The following is a 21008-nucleotide window of genomic DNA, read 5'->3' as shown; positions in this document are numbered from 1 at the left end:
CTATTTTAGAAAAACTATACTACGAAGAAATTATAGCAATGGCAAAGAATACGAGGATTCTGAAAAGTTATTTTTAAGACCTCTGGGGATTATCCTGATTTTAAAACTCTACATTAAGCAGCTGCCCTGTAAGCTGCAACAGTTGAAGTTCGGCAAGTTTGGCATCATACTTTGCCAAGTTCTTATTGGTCTGTGCATTGAGAAGGTTAATCTGCGCCTGACGAAACTCAATGGAGGTGATTCTTCCCAATTGAAACTGTTCTTTTGACCTTTCGAAGTTATTCTGATTGGTGATAACATTCTGTTCTTGAATCTGATACACGTTCAACCGGTTTTCATAGGTTGCCAAAGCATTGAGAATATCCCTATCTACTTCTACCTCTACCTGCTCTTGCACCAATTCTTGATTTTCGTACGCAATTTTCGAGTTTTTGACCAAGGTTGTAGTTCTTCCGCCATCAAAAAGATTCCATGTAAGGCTGGCGCCTAATCCTAAGGTTAGACTAGTTCTATTACTACCTGGTATAACCTGACCCGGTAAGAAAGAACTAGGGGCACTCTGGTTTAAATTCCAACCGTAAGACCCTGTTAAACCGATAGTAGGCAAGTAGCCCGAACGGTTCACCTTAATATCATATTCGTTAATCGCCAAGTTACGCTCCGCTTGCAAAATAGTAACGTTATGGACCTTAGCTTCACCAATTAGCTCATCTAACTGCAACCGTGGCACAAAACGAACTATCGTATCGACCTCAAAATTCTCACTTAAACTTTGGTTAACAATTACGTTCAGATCTCGCTTGGTATTTGCCAATTGTTGTTTCGCATTCAGCAGGTTGATGCTATCATTAGTAACATCTACCTGGGCATTTAGAATATCCAACTTTGTATTCTGACCATATTCAAAGGCATACTCTGCCCTAGTGATACGATCCGTAGAAATCTCTAGCGCTTGTTTGAATACATTTTCATTTTCCGTAAGCCTGGCCACTTCAAAATAGACACTGAACAACTGCAACAATGTATTTTCTATCGTCTCCCTAGCTTGTAGTTCGGTAAGCTGGTATTGCTCTTTTAACCTTTTGTAATTGTACAAGCGGCCTAGACCATCAAATAACGTATAGTTAAGCGCCAGTGCTCCATTATAGGATTGCGACTCCGCATTGTCAATTTCTAAATCCGCCCTTGGTTCGCCCGTAGACTCAAACTGGCCCGGATAGGCGGTAGTACTGTTTAATTCGTTGTAATTGGCCCCAGCCGTACCCGTTAAACTTGGTAGATAGCCCGAATTAAGAATACCCTGATTATTATCGGCTATTTTTACTTGGTTGCCCGCAACTTGTATTCCGAAGTTGTTTTCTAAGGTTAAGCGTACCGCTTCTTCTTTTGATAGTTTCTTTTCTTGTGCGGACAAGCCCACCGTTAGTAAAAGAAAACTGAAAGCAGCTATATATGTTTTGATCATTCTTACTCTAATTTCTATAAATTGGTATCTGCATCTTCAATCTTGCCAGGTTGAGAAGTTTCAATGCTTTTTTGAGTTGCTCCATTAATCTTTTTCACCGTACTTGGCGGTAAGTGCGCTTCTTCTTCCTTTTGCTCCTTTATTGCACGCTCAACTTCTTCTTTAGAGATATCATCACCGGTTTTCAACCATTTAGAAGTCACTTTAATCCTATTACTAAAGGATAAGAACAAGGGTAACAACAATAAAGTAAGCACTGTTGCAAAAGCGATACCATAGGCAATGGAAATGGCCATAGGCTTCAAGAACTGTGCTTGTCTACTTCGTTCCAACAACAGGGGCGCCAAACCTGCAATAGTAGTTATTGATGTCAAGAAAATTGCTCTAAAACGGGAACGACCTGCCTCATAAATAGCATCGTCAAATTTCATTCCTTCACGGAGATTGCCGTTAAATTTACTAATGAGCACGAGTCCGTCATTAACCATAATACCAATCAAAGCAATTATACCCAACATAGATAAAATATTCACCGGGAAATCATGTATCCAATGCCCCCAAGCTACCGCCGTTAAACTGAACGGCACCAATAAAAGGAGCAATAACGGTTGACTGAAACTTCTAAATGTAAATGCAATAGTAAGGTAAATCAACATTAAAACGGATAGCCCAACAACAGTTATGGAGTCCGTCATTTTGTTTGCCTCTCGGTTCTGACCTTCGTAGGAAGCCGTCACCGTAGGATATCTTGACTGAATTTCTGGCATTACGTTCGTACGGATGTCATTCATAACATCTGTTGCGCTCGTTGTTTTCTCGTTCTTAATATCGGCAGACACTTGAATTTCCCGTTGCCCTTCAAGGTGATTTATAGCAACATCTCCCCTTTCGATTATATATGTAGCGATTTCATTTAAAGGTACCCTGTTCCCATCTGGGGTAACAATACGCATTTCATCCAAATCTGTAATAGAAGAACGGTTTTCCCTATCATATCTAACCCATACTTTAATTTCATCTTGTCCCCTTTGAAAACGTTGTGCCTGAGAACCAAAGAAACCAGCTCTTACCTGATTCATTACCGTTCGCAGGTCAAGCCCTAACAGGTAGGCATTCTCCTTTAGCTGAAGTCGTATTTCCTTAATACCGGCAGGATCATTATCCGCAACATCTTTCAACAGAGCATTGTTTTCCAATACTGCCTTAAGTTCTTTTTTGGCCGCTTTTAACTCCCCAATATTGTTTCCTAATAAGGATACGGATACCGGGCTACCACCAAAATTACCTCCGGAACCATAAATAAGGCTTTCCACCCCAATAACAGGCCCCACTAATTCTTGTAGCCTATTGGTAACCATATCCGCAGCAATGGCATCCGGTCTTTCTTCACCTGGAAGAAGGTTAATGTCCAATGAGGCCGCAGACGATCCAGGACCGATTCTTTTAATTGTATTTTCAAAAAGAACCTTACCTGTACCCTTTAAGTATTTTTCCGTAAGTTCTTCGTTTACGATTTTCGATTTTTCTTCGATCAAAGAAATTATAGAATCCGTTACCTGTTCGTTAGTCCCGTTAGGCATTAGCAAGTCTATGGAAACCTTATCACTTGCAATTCTTGGAAAGAACGCCGTTCTAACAACACCTCCTCCTATAGAGCCTAAAGTCAATACCAGCCCCATAACGAACAGTGCAAACATCAGCACTTTGTACCGCAGCCCAAAGCGCAAGGCAGGGCTATACATATTATCTCGCATCCAAACCATAAAACGGTCTCCCATTTCATTAATGACCCGGAGTTTGGCAAAAGCTCTACCTATAGCCGTTTTAGGCACCTTATCCATAGGTTTCAACGCCTTGGAGTGCGCCAAGTGAGCCGGTAGTATAATTAATGCCTCTACCAAGGAAACGACCAGCGTGAGAATTACAATTACGGATACCTCACTAAAAATCTCCCCAATTCTACCATCCAAGAACAAGAAAATAGAAAAGGCCAGTATGGTAGTTATAATTGCTGAAATAATTGGTGGTATAACCTCCATAGTACCATCAATAGCAGCTTGTACAGGAGTTTTCCCTTTTTCATAATGCTGATAAATATTCTCCGCGATTACTATACCGTCATCCACCAGAATACCGATTACGATAATCATACCGAAAAGGGACAATACGTTAATGGTAACATCAAAATAGCCAGCAAAAACGAACATCCCCAAAAAGGAAATAGGCAAACCGAAAGCTACCCAAAAAGCCAGACGCGTATTTAAGAACAACGATAAAAATATGAGTACCAAAATCATACCCACAATAGCATTCTCGGTTAACAATTCCGTACGTTGGTTCAAGGTGATACTACGATCACTTACCACACTTAACTGTACATTGTTGTTCTTATGGTTGAAATCTTCTATATACTCTTTCACCTTTTCGGCAGAACCCAAAAGGTCTTCCGTATTGGTACTGGTAATGGAGGCACTTACGGAAAGGTTACCATCAAAATAAGAAGCATTGGGCGACTCTTCAAAACGATCCCGAATGATAGCTACATCTTTTAAACGGATCGCACTACCGGAAGCATCTGCCCTAATAATCATATTAGAAAGCTCATCACCATAGTAAGACCTATTATTGGCCCGGATCAAATACTCTTCCGCATCCGTTTTAATATTACCTCCTGTAACCAATATATTGGCATTGGCTACTGCTTGGGAAACCTCTGCAAAAGAAATATTATACGCCAATAAGCTATTCTCATTAACCGCTATTTCTATTTCCTCTAGCGGATAACCGCTCATTTCTATTTGAGAAATACCATCTATGGTCCGCAACTCATTCTCTACCTGTCTGCCAATCTCTTTTAAGGTAGCCAATGGAATATGGTCGCCGCTTATGGCAAAAGTTATGGTTTCCCTGACCGCTTCCAATTTAGAAACAATTAATGGCTCCATCCCTGTGGGGAAAGAAGGCACTCTATCTACGGCATTCTTAACTTCTAAAAGCATGAAGTCAATATCATACCCCTTTAATATTTCAACGTTGATGGTACCGCTATTTTCACGTGCCGTGGAAGTTACCCTATCCACACCTTCCAAACCTTTAAGGTTATCTTCTATCTTGAGCACAATACCTTCCTCTACTTCTTGTGGAGAAGCTCCTGGGTAAGTAATAGTTATATTGATGTTCTTAGAATCGGTAAGTGGAAAATAACTGGATTTGAGCGAAAGCGCACCAAATATACCAAACACCATAAAGGCAAGTACAAATACATCAACCGCTACATGATACTTTATAAAATAAGAAATTATACTCCTCATTACTTTGCGGTTTTTGCGTTACTATCATCAAAAACCTTTACCAACATACCAGCATAGGCACCTACTACAGGTTTAGAAACAATTGTTAATCCGTCCGGCACTCCTTTCAGCACAACTTTCTTATCGGAGAAATAAACTGGTTTTACGTCTACCAAGTCAAGAACGGTATCGCGTACTACAAAAATCTTATCGTTCTCCAGCAGCAGCCCCCTATCTATTTCTATAGCATCTTCTTCTTGTTTGGCATCTAGATTAGCCTCTAAATACATACCTTCTCTCAGGTTTGCATCTTTTACGTCTATATAGGCCCTAATGGTTTGGGAGGTTAAATCTACGCTTCCGTTTACACGAGCTACCTTTCCGGTATATGTTTTGGTTCCGTTCAAGTTAACCAACTCTACTTTCTCCCCTACCTGTAGAAGGTCGCTATAGTCTTTACCTATAGCTACTTCTAATTCATAAACATCTGTATTAATAAATTCTCCAAGCTTTTGTCCGGATCTAACCAGTGTACCTTCAGTTACCAAAGCTTCGGTAAGAATACCTCCAAACGGGGCAGAAATTCTATACTTGGCCAGGCGCTGTTCCAAATTCTTAACATTGTAGTAATTGGTAAGTATACCACGGCCAGATATGAAGTATTTTTCCTTTTCATCGGTCATTTCAGGTAAGGCGGGAGTACCTTTGGACATATCAAAATCAGTAAGATATTTTTGCCACTTTGGAAATATCTCGGGATAATCCAATCTTAAATCCGGCATTATGGAAGTAATTAAATTGTATAAGTTACTTTTTGCCGATTGTACACTTGCCGCATACTCCGAAGCATCTATGCGAATGATAGTTTCACCTGCTCTATACTCCTGTCCTGCTTTAAATAATTTGTTTCCCTTTACAAAAACACCTTGAACCTCAGCGTACAATTCTACTCTTTGTTTAGCCCTTAAATTACCGTTTGCGGGGATAACAATAGAAACGTTTCCGTTCTTAACCGTGTCCGTAAAAACGGTCTTAACTACTTTCTCTGGTTTTGGTCTGGGAGTTCTTTTGCTATTTACAATTGAAATTGCGGCATAAACTGAGACTATAATTAGTACAATGCCAAGTACGGTGAGGACAATCTTTCGTGTATTCATAAGTATATGGGGCTATTTGGCCAGCTGGTTGGACTACAAATCTATTTAATAGTTTAAGCGAGGTAAGTTAAATGTATCTTAAAACTACTTTTTTTAAAATTTCCATAAAAAAAAGGGATGCATATCCGCATCCCTTTAACCAAACTAACTATAAATTATGGAAATCTATTTTCTACTCTTCGTCTTCAAATTTGGTATCAGCCATTCTTGTTCTGCCGTACTCTACATTTTTAAAGTCGATTTTATCATCTTCCTTATCATAATCAAATACCAGAAATTGCTTTTCATCCATTGATTGTAAGTTTTTGAATGAATCAAACTTGTTATTCTGAATCTGTAACACCTCTAAGCTTGCCAATTGACCAAACTCTTCCGGCACCGCACCTCCCAATTGATTGTTGGCAAGTACAAGCTCCTTTAGTTTTGTAAGTCCGCCTATTTCCGAAGGTATACTTCCTTCGAGCGTATTCTCAAAAAGACCCAAGCTTTCTAGCTGCGCTAAACCACCAACAGTTTTTGGAATGTTTCCTTTTAAGCTGTTACTGGATAAGTTCAATACTTTAAGGTTTTTAATGTCCCCTATACTTTCAGGAATGCTTCCGGTAATAAAGTTGTTAAAAGCGGTAAGCTCCATTAAGCTTCTCATTCTCCCCAATTCCAAAGGAAGTTCTCCTTTTATACGATTCATTTCAATCTTTAAAACCCTTAACCGAGTTAGTGAAGTTATTTCTTTAGGCAGCTCTCCAGTGATACCGTTAAAAGCCAGGTTCAAAGATTCTAACTTTTCAAGATCACCAATACTAGCCGGTATAACCCCTTGTAGATTATTATTAAAAAGATTGATTTCTACAACATGATTGTTCCTCACCTTAACGCCGTCCCAAGTTGAGATATCTGCATCAAGATTCCATTTTCTTTGCCATTCATCGCCATTGGTGGCCTTATAAAGCTCAACAAGAGATTCTCTTTCTTTAGTTGGAACTTCGGCCCAAACCGCATGCACGGTTATGCAAAAAAGCACTAAATAACTCAATAGACTTTTCATATACTAACTTATTTTTTTTGGTTGACAGTAAGGTTGGGTGCAATTCTCACAGAATTACCTTACAAAAATAAGCCTAAACGAGGATGAAAAACAAAAATTATCGATTAACCGCTCTATAATGTTGTGAAAACTCGATTATCTGTTGTGAGCAAAATTCAAGCCCCCTATTTTAAGAGCCAAACCTAATAGTTTTCTAGCTCCAAGGTGATTTCCTCCCACTTGCCCATCATATCTTCCAGCTGCTTTTTCTTCTTTTCATACCCGTCAAAAAAGTTGGGAGAAGCAATGGTTTTGTCATAGTCCATTACTAACTGATGGTCTATTTCTACAATCTCTTTTTCCAGCTTTGCAATATCCGACTCTACAGAGCTGAGTCTGTTTTTTAAAGATTTTAATTTCTTTTGCTCTTTAAAATCATTTGCACCGGATTTTGGTGCCACACTTTTCTTCTGATCTTCCTGTTTTTTTTCAATTGCCCTAAAATCTTCAACTTTGCGTTGATCCAAGTAATAATCTATATCACCAAGGTACTCTTTAATTTTCTTGTCCTTAAACTCATACACCTTATTGGTCAACCCTTGAAGAAAGTCCCTATCGTGAGACACAAGAACAAGCGTACCATCAAAATTCTGTAGTGCCTGCTTCAACACATTCTTAGACTGAATATCCAAGTGGTTGGTGGGCTCATCCATTACCAATACGTTAAAGGGCTGCAAAAGCATTTTAGCCAAAGCCAAACGGTTTCGCTCTCCACCGGAAAGTACTTTTACATACTTTTCCACCTCATCACCTTTAAACAAAAATGAGCCTAAAATATCTCTTACCTTACTTCTGTTCTTCTCATTGGCAGCATCTATCATGGTATCCAAAATGGTTTTGCTACCATCAAGATATTCGGCTTGGTTCTGGGCAAAATATCCTATTTGTACATTGTGCCCTAGTTTCAAATTACCTTCGTAATCCAAATCGCCAACCATTATTTTTGCCAATGTAGATTTTCCCTGGCCGTTCTGCCCCACAAAGGCTGTTTTGCTATCACGTTCCAAAAGGAGATTGATTCCCTTTAAAACATCCTTTTCTCCGTAACTCTTAGAAAGTTCATCAATTTCTGCAACGACCTTACCGGGTGTTATGGAGACCGGAAAACGCAAATTCATTACCGCATTGTCATCTTGATCAACCTCTATCCGTTCCATCTTATCCAGTTTTTTGATAAGGGATTGCGCCATAGATGCTTTGGAACTTTTAGCACGGAACTTCTCTATTAATCGTTCCGCTTGCTGAATTTCTTTTTCTTGGTTCTTTAGCGCGTTCATCTGCTGCTCTTTAATTTCTCCTCTTAACAAGAGAAACTCAGAATAAGGTTTACCATAATCATAGATACGTCCTAAAGAAATCTCTATGGTACGGTTGGTAACGTTATCCAAGAACATTTTATCGTGAGAAACAATTACTACCGCGCCGGCATAACCTTTTAAAAATTGCTCCAACCAAATGATAGACTCAATATCCAAGTGGTTGGTGGGCTCATCCAGTAGCAGTACATCATTACTTTGCAGCAAAAGTTTAGCCAATTCAATTCGCATGCGCCATCCACCGGAAAAAGTATCGGTTTTTTTATCGAAATCTTCGCGCTTAAAACCAAGTCCTAATAATATTTTTTCAGTTTCACCTTGGTAATTATATCCGCCCAAAATTTCATAGCGATGGGTTATATCGCTCAAATCCACCATAAGCTGATGATAGATATCGCTTTCATAATCCGTACGCTCTGCCAATTGATGGTTGATCTCATCCAGCTTAAGCTCTAATGCTTTTATTTCTTCAAAGGCTTGATACGACTCTTCTAAAACCGTTCGTCCCAGAACAAAATCTATATCCTGGCGGAGAAAGCCAATCTTAATATTCTTCTCCATTGCGATGGTACCCGAATCAATAGGCATATCTTTGGACAACATTTTTAAAAGCGTAGATTTACCCGCTCCGTTTTTACCGATTAGGCCTACCCGATCACCGCCATTTAAACGAAAGGAGATTTCCTCAAAAAGATATTCTCCGCCAAAAGAAACGGAAAGGTTATGGATATTCAACATACTTTTAAAAATTCTAGATTCAAATAGGCATCATGCCTAAATGGTGTGTCACTTAGTATTAAAAAATACGGTTTTTTGTGATGATCGTTACATTGAAAGAAACCTTAAAACTGTACTTTTATCTAAAGTTTTGCAAATGTTAAAAAAAGGAAACAAACTATACAGTATTTTAACAGGAAGTTGTCCCAAATGCCATGAAGAGAGCATGTACGAGGATACGAATCCGTATCATTTGGGCAAAATTTTTGATATGCACGAGCGTTGTTCTACCTGCGGAACAAAATATAAAATTGAACCTTCTTTTTTTTACGGGGCCATGTACGTGAGTTATGCGGTAGGAATTGCGTTTGCAGTGGCAGCATTTGTAATCAGCTTTTTATTCATTGGAACAACTTTAACCACTGCTTTTATTGCTATTGTAGCAACAATGATAGTTTTTATGCCGATAATCATTAGGCTATCTAGAAACATTTGGATTAATTTTTTTATTGGCTATGACCCAAATGCAGCTACCGAGCACCATAAAAAAGTTAGCGATAATATTTCTGCGTAAACCGGGCCACATCTATTTCTTGGTCCAATGATTCACCATTTTCAATTAAAGCATATAATTTTTTAGAAACTGACGGGCCTATAAGCACCCCGCGTGAACCAAAACCATTTAGTACGTATACGTATTGATATTCTGGATGCCGGCCCACCAAGGGCTTCCTATCCACTACTGTAGGACGGACACCGGCCACTTGGCCCACAACATCAAACTTGCATTTGAGCACGACCCTTAATTTGGACAAAAGCCCTTCTCTAGCACTTTCTGTGGGTAGGTTTGTCTTATCATTGCGTTCGTAATTAGCCCCTACCCTGTATACATCATTACCTTGCGGGATAATAAATACCGATGATTTTATAGCTCGATTTTCTTTTAGCTCCGGAGCTTTAACAAATAGATATTCTCCTTTAGAACCCTGCAACGGCAAATAATCAAAAAAGGGATTGTTCTTTAATCCAAAACCTTCGGCGAAAACGATATTCTTTGCTGAACACGATCCATACTTGACTCCGTCTTCGGTTTGAGTGAAATTAGTAAAATCGAAAGTCTCTTCGGATAACGAACCTTTTGAAACAAGATAATCTTTATAGGATGAAACCAATGTTTTCGTATCTATTCTACCCGTGCTCAAAACCTCACCATAACCAAAAGGTGCATCAATTGCTGGATTAGCATTCGTTAGAATTTTGGTGTTTAAAAACTTATCCAACCCTTTTTTGTCCGAAGCTTCAAACCACAAATTTTGCTCTTCAATGGAATGAAAACGTCTATAGACCGGAAGTGTATAATCTAATTGTACACCTAATTTATTTTCTAAACTTGAATAGAAAGATTTGGCTTCCTTCATCTGTTCTACTGCCTGCCAGGCAAGCGTAAAACGCTTTAGAATAACAGGATTATACAATCCTCCTGCTACGATTGAAGAAGTCTGAGAAGAATCACTAATTACCTTAAAGGTTTTATTGTGCTTCTCCAATTGCTCACAAAATGAAATACCTGCAAGACCGAGCCCCACAATTAAATAATCTACCATGGTCCAAAGGTAGAAAAACGGCAATCAAAAAAAGCGCCCCGACAAAAATTGTCAGGGCGCTCAATACTATTTGAATTGGAATATTCTTGGGTCTAGTAAGCCCACATGTCTTGTTCTCGGTCTCTAATGACCTCTTGAATTCTACCGGCTTCTAACAACTGAAACAAAGCGTTATCGGTAATATAATCGTTTACTTTACGATCACCATGAACATTGTCTTCTCTATAAATTACACCGTTGAATCTTCTTGCGTTCAACAACATATCAAAAGAAATAGGTTGTGCAGAGTTTCTCTGGTTAAAGACTTTGGCTTCATGTAAGATGTTACGCGCATCTGGATACCATACCCAGAAAAGCTCAACCTTGGCATCACTTGGGTCCATAGAGTCATCATCTATAAAGTTAACATCCGGGGCCACTGGGGCAATACCTAATAAACGATACTTTAATTCACCTTGGCGCTTATCAAAATACCACATACCTTTTATACGGTACTCTTCAATATCTGCCGCGGTAAGGTTTCTTTTCATCACGTATTCAGGAGAAAGCTCTTCACCTGCGTTGATTTGTTCGTAACCATAATCCGTAGTATCTACTTTTTGTAAGGTACTTTGAAGGTCGCTAAACTTACGTTTATCCGTAAAATAAGAATCGGCATAAACATCCTTTAGCTTTCCGTTCTTAATGCTCTTTAAAAGAACATCGTACAACGATCTTCTGTCGTTACCAATATCAATGGTATCCGTAGGATAATACAAAGGGAAATTTACCCTTTCATCTAGATCAATAACTTCCCACACGGTCTTAGACCAAAGAATGTCACGATCATCTACATAACCATACTCAAGGGGAGCATCATTGTCCAAAGCTTTTTGAGCTTCGGTCTTAATGCCTATTTCCTCTGGCTTTTTGGCGTTCAAAATGTTCGCCTGGGCCATCATGGAAACTGGCAACAATGTTACTGCACCAATTACTAAAGCATTTTTCCAATTCATGTTTGTAAAATTTTAAATTACCGAGCGATCAAAAGACCGCTCGGTTTTACTAGTTGTTATTAGTTTGTAATCTCCACTACAACCGGAGATACTTTCTTCAATTTATAACTCTTGTTATTTGTAATATAAGCTTGAACATCAAATATCTGAACGGCATCACCTCTTTTAGCTCTCTTAAGGGCAGATTTAGCGTTAGCGTTCAATTTGTTACCGTTAACACTTACAGTAGGCTGACCAGGAACTTTGAATTTAAATCCGCTTACTTTAAGATTCAAGTCAAAATCAAAGTCTTCCAACATTGCACCAATAGTAGCAATTTCCATGTTAGACCTTGGCATTTTAGCGCTACCTGTCTGCTTACTTACAGAACCTGCAGGTCTTGGAATATCTTTAATTCTGAATTCAGATTTAGAAGATACGGTCTGACCATCTGGCAATTTACCAGAAGCTGTAATAGTAACTGTTCTACCTGTACCAGGGTTCATGATATACTTACTACCACTTACAGATTTTAAACCTGGTGCAGAAGCATTTACTTTGTTATTAGGTATACCCGGGATAGATATAGACATTGGGTTAGCAACGCCACGGTAAACAACATTCATCTTATCAGCAGCGATCAAAGCAGCATTAGGCTTGCTAATAGTTGCAAAACTGTTTTTCACAGGAACCGGAATCTCTTCACCATCTTGCTTAAAGTACAATGTACCTTCTACAGTATGATCTCCAGCAGAACCTGCTCCAATTAACATCTTAACACCACCAGCTTCTAATTTATAATCAGAACCTTCAGAAAGTTTTCTTCCATCTAAAGTTAATTCAGCTTTTACAGGAGTTGAAGAGTTATCAGTTTTACTAATGATAATCTTACCGTCATACTTCTCACCAGAGTAAAAAGCAGATTTACTTGCCTGTAATGATGTTGCAAAATTCTTAAGCGATACTTGGCTCGTTAACTCACCTTCCAACATTCTTTTAAGAGCGTCTTCTTCCGTTGCTTTTACGTCAGCTTGAAGTGCCGTAATCTTAGCTAATGAAGCTACCAAAGGATAACCTTCGTAGTGGTAGTTGATCCAATCTTGCTTAGAACCGTCTCTTTTAGTTTCTTTACCGTTCTCATCACCAGTTTGGAAACGAGCGTTTACAGATTCTTTCAAATCTTTTGGTACGATAGCCGAAACTTGTGTACGGTAGTCATTAATTCTACTCATGAACTCTTTTCCACCTTCCGATAAATTGTCTCCTTGAAAGAATTTTTGATCCAAGAAATCAGAATTGTCCATTCTTGCATAGTCAGTAGCATCTTCTAAACCTTCTGTCATACCTTCTTTAAGGCCTTCTAGATAGTCATAATACTCTTGTGACATTTGCTTGATTTTCTGTGCATCTTTATAAAGCTTTCCGTATTTCTCGGAATCTTCTCCAGCTTTAGTCTCTAGACCACTTAAGAAAGCTAGGTTACTTTCTGTAGTCTTTTCGTTAGAAGCTTCCATCTTTTCGTTCATAATCCCGAAAGCCGCAAGTACTTCTTTACTCATGTTTAACGCCAGCATAGCGATGAAGATCAAATACATAAGATTGATCATCTTCTGACGTGGTGTTGCTTTTCCTCCTGCCATGTTTTTCTAATTAGGTTTGATTAATTAATTGATTTGGGGTTAACTAATCTCTAATTAGTTTCTATTCATTGCAGTCAACATACCACCGTATACTCCGTTCAATGAAGAAAGGTTAGTTGCCAAAGATTCCATTTGATCTTTAAGAGCTGATGCATTCTGTACTACTTCTTCGTTTACTGAAGCTTGTTTGCTAGCACTTTCCAACTGTACTTTGTATAAACTGTTCAAAGATTCCATTTGAGCGGCAGCTTGTACCATTTCATCAGAATACTTTCTTGTAGACTCCATAGCGTCAACTGTTGGGGCAATACCCTTAGCTGCACCTTCGAAATTACGGATACTAGTACCAAGACTTTCCATTAAGTTGGCGTCTACACCAGCTTCTTTTAATAAATCGTCTAATTTACCAGACAATGAAGCCTCTGCTTCTTTAATTTCCTGAGCTTCGTTGCTTCTTGCAACTCCAGTTGAAGCACCACCAGCTAATTCTGGGTATACTAAAGACCAATCGTACTCGTCATCTACTGGCTCAAATGCACTGATCGCAAAAATAAGTGCTTCTGTAATAAGACCTATCGCTAATAGAAGACCACCTGTTAAAGGTCCGAATTCCCAGTGAAGAATCTTGAACAATGCACCAATAATTACTACAGATGCTCCAAGGCCGTAGGCCATGTTGAATAATTTCTTTGTTGATTTTGACTGTGCCATAATTTAAGGTTTAATTTGAAATTTAATGTTAATAATAAAGATTTGGTTTAACTTGAAATTTGTTTATCATCATCCTCTATGGCTAGAAGAATCCGATGGTGTATTTGTATTTGTGTATTTAAAACTTTTACTAAAATAGTACTCCGACTTGATTTTTTGAAATACTTCCTTATCCTTTTTTTACTTACTGGTTCTAAGTGCTGTAGGTAATACTCTTTGCCAGTTTTGTTTTCCTTTTACGGGTTTACTTTTTATTGTGTTGAATCTTCTTCACCCATGTAATCCTGTACGGTTCTAAAGCCAATGTAACTACGAGCAGAATCTGCGTACTCATAATCTCTTGTACTTACTTGTAGGAAATAAGCAACATCTTTCCAAGAACCACCTCTGATAACTTTTCTAGCATTTGCCCCATCGCCACCGTTAGGGTTCATAGTAGAAACGAATTCGTAAGAGTTAGGATCATAGCTAGAGTTGGTCCATTCAGACACGTTACCGGCCATGTTGTAAAGGTTAAAATCATTAGGCTCATAAGATTTTGCTTCTACAGTATATAAAGCTGCATCTGCCGCATAATCACCTCTTTGTGGTTTAAAGTTTGCCATAAAGCAACCTGTGTCACTTATCACATAAGGACCGCCCCAAGGGTAAGTTCCTCCTTCAATACCACCTCTGGCCGCATATTCCCATTCAGCTTCAGTAGGCAACCTGAATTGGTTAACAAATTGCTTGCCTTTGCTTTTCTGGTCGTCGTTCTTGAATTTTGTTCTCCAGTTACAAAATGCTCTTGCCTGTGCCCAAGAAACACCCACCACTGGATAATCGCTATAAGCATCATGCCAGAAATAATCATTGTGCATTGGCTCATTGTACGAATATTCAAAATCACGAATCCAAACGGTTGTATCAGGATAGATTTCAAGTTCTTCCTGACGGATAAAATCTTTTCTACTTCCGGTTCTAGAACGGGCTGCAGCTTCAATATCCATCCAGCTATACTTGTACTTTAATTTTGTAACATCAATAGTACGCTGACCATTATATGACTCCTCTTCAGGAATATACAAAGAATCCATAACCTCCGTGTAATACTCATCTGGGTAATCTGAAATATCCCAAACAAGATCTTGGTCCTTGTTCAATGCACGACCTTCAAAACCAGTTTCGCCCATGCCGGCATAATTATCCAACATGTACTTATCGTAAGCTGAAAGTTTAGTTGTGTCCGCATCTTTAAATGCATACTCACCAATACCCTCATCCTCTGGCCCTAAACCAAGTTCGTCCGCCAATACGGCTAAGCGCGTTCTTGTTATGGAATCTTGTACCCATTCTACAAACTGGCGATACTCGCTATTTGTAATCTCGGTGTCATCCATATAGAACGATCTGACCGTTACGGTCTTTGTTGGTGCGTTCAGAACTTTAGCCTGGTCCTCTTCGGATTTACCCATGATATAAGAACCTCTTGGAATGAGCTCCATCCCATAAGGTTTCTCAGGATACCACTTCTTTCCTTGGGCCCCGACTAGCTCTCCCTTTGTCTTTGATCCGCAACTGCTGAGCAAAAAAACAAACGCTATAGATGATAACAATAGCTTTTTCATACTTTAGGTTAAATTTCGATTCTGGTTATAAACTGCAAATACTATGATTTAATTCTACACTCTAAAACTGTGATTTATTTAAATTATTGTATTGACGGCAATTATACTATAATTTTTTTCAACTCAATTAAAACCTTTTTTATAGGCCTTGAACCACCGTTCAGGAATGTTTTGGTCGCATGCTTCCAAATAGTCCTTTTTAGTGCATGGTAATAACGCCGATGAATTTGATTTAGTATGCGGCGTTAGTATAGAAGGAACCTCTACCCACCACCTATCCGTAAGGTGACTCTTGTGAAAGGTAAGCTCTTCGGTATCTGTAGGAACAATATACTTTGTAAAGTTCTCACCACTCTCAAAGGGCGATTCGTTTCTTCTAAAATTGAAACCTTCGATGAAATACCAAATTATCTGGGCCATTAGCTGACAAGATTGATTGGTATTTTCCATTTCATAGATACCAAAAATACTCACTTTGTCACTAATTCCCGAATATCTAGCTATGGCACATATCTCTCTTCCCGTAAATCCGTTTGGCGAAAAATCATCTGACAACCCTATTTCACTTGCCCTTACCGCACGTGCATCCATACTAATCATATGGGCATTGCGTAGCACAGGTTCTGCCAAAGAAATATCCGACCCCAACTCCCCCAATCGATACGCATCAAAGAAAAGACGCTCCATTAAATCTATTTCCTCCTGTGCATTAAAATAGCTTTGATACCCTATATTAGAGAAGTTGAACAGGTTATTTGGCTTATCGGTAATGATTTTACTCATATATGAATGCGATGAAATAAGTTCATCGTCCATACCAAAATCAAACCGGCTGTCTACCGCCACCAAGTTTACCAAGTCTACAATACCGTCAAAAGAGCGGTAAGCAGGATACGTAATATCTTGTGTTGCCCCTATAATAACGGGAATTATCTTTTTTTCCAAAAGAGCGGAAAGTGTTTCCTTTACTACAAAATAGGTGTCTTCTACAGTTGCCCCTTCTTCAATATCGCCCATATCGGCCAATTTTGAATTCCAATTGCCCAATAAGAGTTTATATAACTGTATCCGAATTGCCGAAACATCTAATTTCTCAGTCTTTTTTTCGAATGCGTTTCTTGATTCTTTTACCCCTAAAAGGGCTATGGAGACATTTTCAAGGTTAGGAAGACCGTCTCTTTTATTATGTATTCTGGTATGTTTACCCAAAGATTGGGCTGGAAATAGTTCACAGTGGGCCATTACTTTGTCTTCTACTGGAACTAAAAAATCAAATGCCATTTATATTGAAAGATTATTTGTGTTTAAATCATAGAGACGCATTATATGCGTCTCTATTCTCTATGTTCTATACGATTCACCTCTAACCAAATGGCACACGTCAAGCCTTTTATTTTTTGGCTTTAGGCTTCGCTTTTGGTTTTGCTTTAGCTTTCGTTTTTTTCTTAGGTGTTTTTTGCTCAATAAGCTTTTGGGCCTCCTCTAATGATATTTTGGTCGCATCTACCGTTTTGGCCAACTCTACCTTTATCTTACCCTTAATAATATTATGTCTGCCCCACCTTGCTTTTTCTATTCGGATACCTTCTTCGGTCCAATTTTGGACTACCTTATCTATCTCCTTCTGCTTTTTAGTCTCGATCAATTCTATTAGATCGGCCTCAGAAAGATTATCAAAATCGTACTTCTTGTTAACATTGATAAACATACCGTCCCATTTAATGAACGGTCCAAACCTACCGGTACCTTTAGTTACCTCTTTATCTTCATAATGATAAATAGGAGCATCGGCCTTTTGCTTTTCTTTTATCAACTCAACAGCACGATCAAAATCTACCTCAAAGGCACTCTCTCCTTTCTCAAGAGAAACAAACTTTTTGCCAAAACGTACATATGGGCCAAAACGACCCACATTAGCCTCTACCTCTTCCCCTTCATAAACCCCTAGTTTTCTTGGGAGTTTAAAAAGTTCCATCGCTTCATCATACGTAATGGTAGTTAACGACTGATCTGGCAGAAGACTTGCAAACTTTGGCTTCTCTTCATCATCTACGGTACCCATTTGAACCATTGGACCAAAACGCCCTAAACGAACCGATACCTGACGCCCACTTTTAGGATCCTCCCCTAAAATACGTTCTCCACTTGCGCGATCGGCATTTTCTTGCACATCAAGCACATTAGGATGAAAGTCTTTATAGAATTCTTTCATCACCTTTTGCCAATCTTCATCGCCTTCGGCTATTTCATCAAAATTTTCCTCAACCCTAGCCGTGAAATTATAATCAAGGATAGTAGCAAAATGACTTACCAAGAAATCGTTTACGATCATTCCTATATCCGTAGGCACAAGCTTACCTTTATCGGATCCCACCATTTCAGAAAGCTGCTTTTCCTTTACAGCGCCTGCCTCTAATAGCAATTGCACGTAGTTTCTTTCCGTTCCCTCTATGGTTCCTTTCTCTACGTACCCTCTATTTTGAATAGTAGAAATAGTTGGCGCATACGTAGATGGTCTACCAATACCCAACTCTTCAAGTTTCTTAACCAAGGATGCTTCCGTAAAGCGGTATGGCGGCCGTGAAAAACGTTCAGTGGCCGTTATATAATTGTTGTGCAAAGCTTCACCAACTTTCATTGCGGGAAGCATACCTTCTTGCTCTTCGGCTACATCTTCCTCATCAAGCCCTTCCATATACACCTTTAAGAAACCATCAAATTTAATGACCTCCCCATTGGCAGTAAACTGTTGTGAATGTGTGCTCGCCTGAATTTTAACATTGGTACGTTCCAATTGGGCATCACTCATCTGCGAAGCAATGGTACGCTTCCAAATTAACTCGTATAATTTAGATTGATCACGCTCCAATGATGGCGACTGATTAGTAATATCTGTAGGTCTAATGGCTTCGTGAGCTTCTTGCGCTCCTTTTGACTTTCCTTTAAAGTTACGAACGGAGCTATACTTTTCCCCATAATTATCTATAATGGCATCTTTAGCTGCATTAATAGCCTCTCCGGACAGATTTACACTATCGGTTCTCATATAGGTTATAAGTCCCGCTTCGTATAGGCGTTGCGCCACTTGCATGGTTCTACCCACTGAAAAATATAGCTTTCTAGAAGCTTCCTGTTGTAAGGTAGAGGTTGTAAACGGTGCTGAAGGTGATTTTTTAGCAGGTTTCTTATCCAGATTTCCAACCGAAAAATCAGCTCCTATATTTTCATCCAAAAATGCCTGAGCCTCTTCTTTTGAAGGAAACGTTTTATTCAGTTTTGCTGTAAACACACTACCTTCTAGCGTTTTAAACTCCGCCGATATCCTAAAAGACGCTTCAGCGGTAAAGGCTTCAATATCTCTTTCACGCTCAACAATAAGACGAACAGCAACGGATTGCACCCTACCTGCCGAAAGGCCCGGTTTGATTTTTTTCCATAGGACAGGTGACAGTTCGTAACCTACTAAACGGTCTAAAACCCTTCTTGCTTGTTGTGCATTAACAAGATTATAATTGATTTCACGCGGATTTTCTATCGCTTTTTGAATTGCCGATTTGGTAATGGAGTTAAAAACAATACGCTTGGTCTTACTTTTTTCCAACCCTAAAGTTTCCGCCAAGTGCCAAGAAATAGCCTCTCCCTCGCGGTCTTCATCACTTGCTAGCCAGATTGTTTCAGCTTTCTTAGCAAGATCTCCCAGTTTTTTGACCAGTGCCTTCTTATCCTTATCGACAATATATTTTGGCTCGAAATCATTCTCTACATCTACACCCAACTCTTTGGAAGGCAAATCCGCAATGTGCCCAAAACTGGACTCTACCTTAAAGTCTTTGCCTAAAAACTTTTCGATTGTTTTTGCCTTCGCGGGTGACTCTACTATTACTAAATTCTTAGCCATGCATGGTTTGTTTGATATAACAAAAGTAATTGATTTTTTTAATTAGCTGCCATACCCTATATATTAGGTATAAAAAAACGCCCCCGTAAATAGGGGCGTTTTAAATTAGTTTTGTAGTAATTTACTCTAAACTAAAACTACTTAACAACCTGATATCGTTGTTTAAGTATTTATACTGGTAAAGCACTTTATCCCCTATCATTAATAATGATTCTTGTAATGGAATGACATCATAGGTAACAATATCTTTAAAATGACTTACCAACTTTAAATCGTTCACATCTGTTTTGTCATACACCTTTAAGCCTGCATCTCCATCACACACAAAAAGGTTATCATCCTTAAAACCAATTCCGTACGGTCCTTCCAAAGGGTAAAACTTTTCTAGTTGAGGATTAACCAAATCAGAAACATCCACTATATATAGTCCACTTTCCGTACTACCACATGAATTTTCACCACGAAGGGTAACAAAAGCATAATCACCATCTACTACTACGGGATCACAGGCGGTACCGTGAACAAACTCAGAAATATATTCTGGTTTTTCGGGGGATGAGATATCATATATATACATACCTTGAGTTCCCCCAATAAATAAAACATCACCTTGATTAAATATAGTTTCTATAGTACCATTTACATAGACATCCTCTAAAGTCTTGGGATTATCTAAATCCGAAATATCAAAAACACTAATACTAGACCACTCAACCGCATACAAATAATCCTCAACAATCTTAAAACGGGCCAAAGAACCACCCTGTCCCGTATCACCACTCGTGGGTGATGCAGATTCTGCACTACTGTTACTTAAATCAAAACTTACATTAGGATCGCCAACACCAAATTTTCTTTGAAGTTCTTCTGACGAAATACGCTGAGACTTTACCTCCCACCCTACAATAGCCTCTTTGGAAGCGTCAAAATCTCCATAGTCATAAAAATCGGCCTGTGGCCAATCTACATCAAAACCAACCGTACACCAAAATTGCTGATAAATGGCCCCTTCTATGCGCTGTACCATTTTAATAGCATTGATATCTGAAATATCCATTATTACCAGATCCCCATAACTATCCGCATACAGACGATCGCTCTTTATTGAAATATCATAATTACCCTCAAGTTTTATGAATGAAATAGGGTTAGGGCTTGATGGGTTACTATTGTCGATCACATGAAACCCGCGATGCAAATCGTTAACGAAAATATAATCTTGGTACGCATAAATTTTACCCGATTCAACCATTGGAACCGGTTCGGTAACCGCTACAGCCTCTTCTTTAAACTCTCCAAGATTGGTAGTTAACGGGGTGGCAACTAAATACTCTTCGCCTTGAACATCATCTTTATCATCCGTACAGGCGGCCAATGTTACTATAGCAATTAGCAACACCAAATGCATACTCTTTCTCATAGTTTGGTTTCTTTTGGTTAAAAAACAAGCGATACTGTTATCGTTCTATCTATCAATAAGATGACAAATACTAGATAACGTTGCGTTTATGAACTAAAAACTTATTCCTAACTGGGTTCCTTTGC

The 21008-nt window shown here is 38.9% G+C and carries 14 protein-coding genes; 1 reads left to right on the top strand and 13 read right to left on the bottom strand.

Annotated features, from left to right (window positions below):
- Positions 1–100 precede the first annotated feature (100 nt).
- The 5 genes from P0077_RS10990 to P0077_RS10970 form a co-directional block, all read right to left on the bottom strand.
- Positions 101–1465 carry a TolC family protein gene (locus P0077_RS10990; protein ID WP_276165299.1) on the bottom strand — a complete coding sequence of 455 codons (1365 nt, stop codon included), beginning with the start codon at positions 1463–1465 and terminating at the stop codon, positions 101–103.
- Between the two features lie 14 nt (positions 1466–1479).
- Positions 1480–4776, bottom strand: coding sequence for an efflux RND transporter permease subunit (locus tag P0077_RS10985; RefSeq protein WP_276165298.1), 3297 nt, complete (start codon positions 4774–4776; stop codon positions 1480–1482).
- Positions 4776–5912, bottom strand: a complete 1137-nt coding sequence (locus tag P0077_RS10980; RefSeq protein WP_276165297.1) for an efflux RND transporter periplasmic adaptor subunit — start codon at positions 5910–5912, stop codon at positions 4776–4778. Before P0077_RS10980 ends, P0077_RS10985 begins: the two co-directional genes overlap by 1 nt.
- Positions 5913–6084: 172 nt before the next feature.
- On the bottom strand, positions 6085–6957 hold the full coding sequence (locus tag P0077_RS10975) for a leucine-rich repeat domain-containing protein (RefSeq protein WP_276165296.1): 873 nt from the start codon (positions 6955–6957) through the stop codon (positions 6085–6087).
- A gap of 182 nt (positions 6958–7139) precedes the next feature.
- Positions 7140–9050 carry an ABC-F family ATP-binding cassette domain-containing protein gene (locus tag P0077_RS10970; protein WP_276165295.1) on the bottom strand — a complete coding sequence of 637 codons (1911 nt, stop codon included), beginning with the start codon at positions 9048–9050 and terminating at the stop codon, positions 7140–7142.
- A gap of 136 nt (positions 9051–9186) precedes the next feature.
- Between P0077_RS10970 and P0077_RS10965 the strand changes: the two genes are divergently transcribed.
- Complete coding sequence (locus P0077_RS10965; protein WP_276165294.1) at positions 9187–9603, top strand: DUF983 domain-containing protein; 417 nt, start codon at positions 9187–9189, stop codon at positions 9601–9603.
- Here the strand turns inward: P0077_RS10965 and P0077_RS10960 are convergent.
- The 8 genes from P0077_RS10960 to P0077_RS10925 form a co-directional block, all read right to left on the bottom strand.
- On the bottom strand, positions 9581–10633 hold the full coding sequence (locus P0077_RS10960) for an NAD(P)/FAD-dependent oxidoreductase (RefSeq protein ID WP_276165293.1): 1053 nt from the start codon (positions 10631–10633) through the stop codon (positions 9581–9583). The two genes, P0077_RS10965 and P0077_RS10960, sit on opposite strands and share 23 nt — an antisense overlap.
- A 92-nt stretch (positions 10634–10725) precedes the next feature.
- A complete protein-coding gene (gene porN / locus P0077_RS10955) occupies positions 10726–11628 on the bottom strand; it encodes a type IX secretion system ring subunit PorN/GldN (protein WP_276165292.1) in 903 nt (300 codons plus the stop codon).
- Between the two features lie 59 nt (positions 11629–11687).
- A complete protein-coding gene (porM, locus tag P0077_RS10950) occupies positions 11688–13247 on the bottom strand; it encodes a type IX secretion system motor protein PorM/GldM (RefSeq protein ID WP_276165291.1) in 1560 nt (519 codons plus the stop codon).
- A 54-nt stretch (positions 13248–13301) separates the two neighbouring features.
- On the bottom strand, positions 13302–13958 hold the full coding sequence (porL, locus tag P0077_RS10945) for a type IX secretion system motor protein PorL/GldL (protein ID WP_276165290.1): 657 nt from the start codon (positions 13956–13958) through the stop codon (positions 13302–13304).
- A 251-nt stretch (positions 13959–14209) separates the two neighbouring features.
- A complete protein-coding gene (gene porK, locus P0077_RS10940; RefSeq protein ID WP_276165289.1) occupies positions 14210–15565 on the bottom strand; it encodes a T9SS ring complex lipoprotein PorK/GldK in 1356 nt (451 codons plus the stop codon).
- Between the two features lie 123 nt (positions 15566–15688).
- The gene (locus tag P0077_RS10935) at positions 15689–16846 is read right to left on the bottom strand and encodes a formimidoylglutamase (RefSeq protein ID WP_276165288.1); all 1158 of its coding nucleotides are present in this window, start codon (positions 16844–16846) and stop codon (positions 15689–15691) included.
- A 109-nt stretch (positions 16847–16955) separates the two neighbouring features.
- The gene (gene topA, locus P0077_RS10930) at positions 16956–19463 is read right to left on the bottom strand and encodes a type I DNA topoisomerase (RefSeq protein WP_276165287.1); all 2508 of its coding nucleotides are present in this window, start codon (positions 19461–19463) and stop codon (positions 16956–16958) included.
- A gap of 121 nt (positions 19464–19584) precedes the next feature.
- The gene (locus P0077_RS10925; protein WP_276165286.1) at positions 19585–20883 is read right to left on the bottom strand and encodes an LVIVD repeat-containing protein; all 1299 of its coding nucleotides are present in this window, start codon (positions 20881–20883) and stop codon (positions 19585–19587) included.
- Positions 20884–21008 lie beyond the last annotated feature (125 nt).

The sequence above is a fragment of the Zobellia alginiliquefaciens genome (genome assembly GCF_029323795.1).
GTDB classification, from domain to species: domain Bacteria; phylum Bacteroidota; class Bacteroidia; order Flavobacteriales; family Flavobacteriaceae; genus Zobellia; species Zobellia alginiliquefaciens.
The sequence above is the reverse complement of the archived record's forward strand: the minus strand, read 5'-3'. Positions and strand labels throughout refer to the sequence as shown.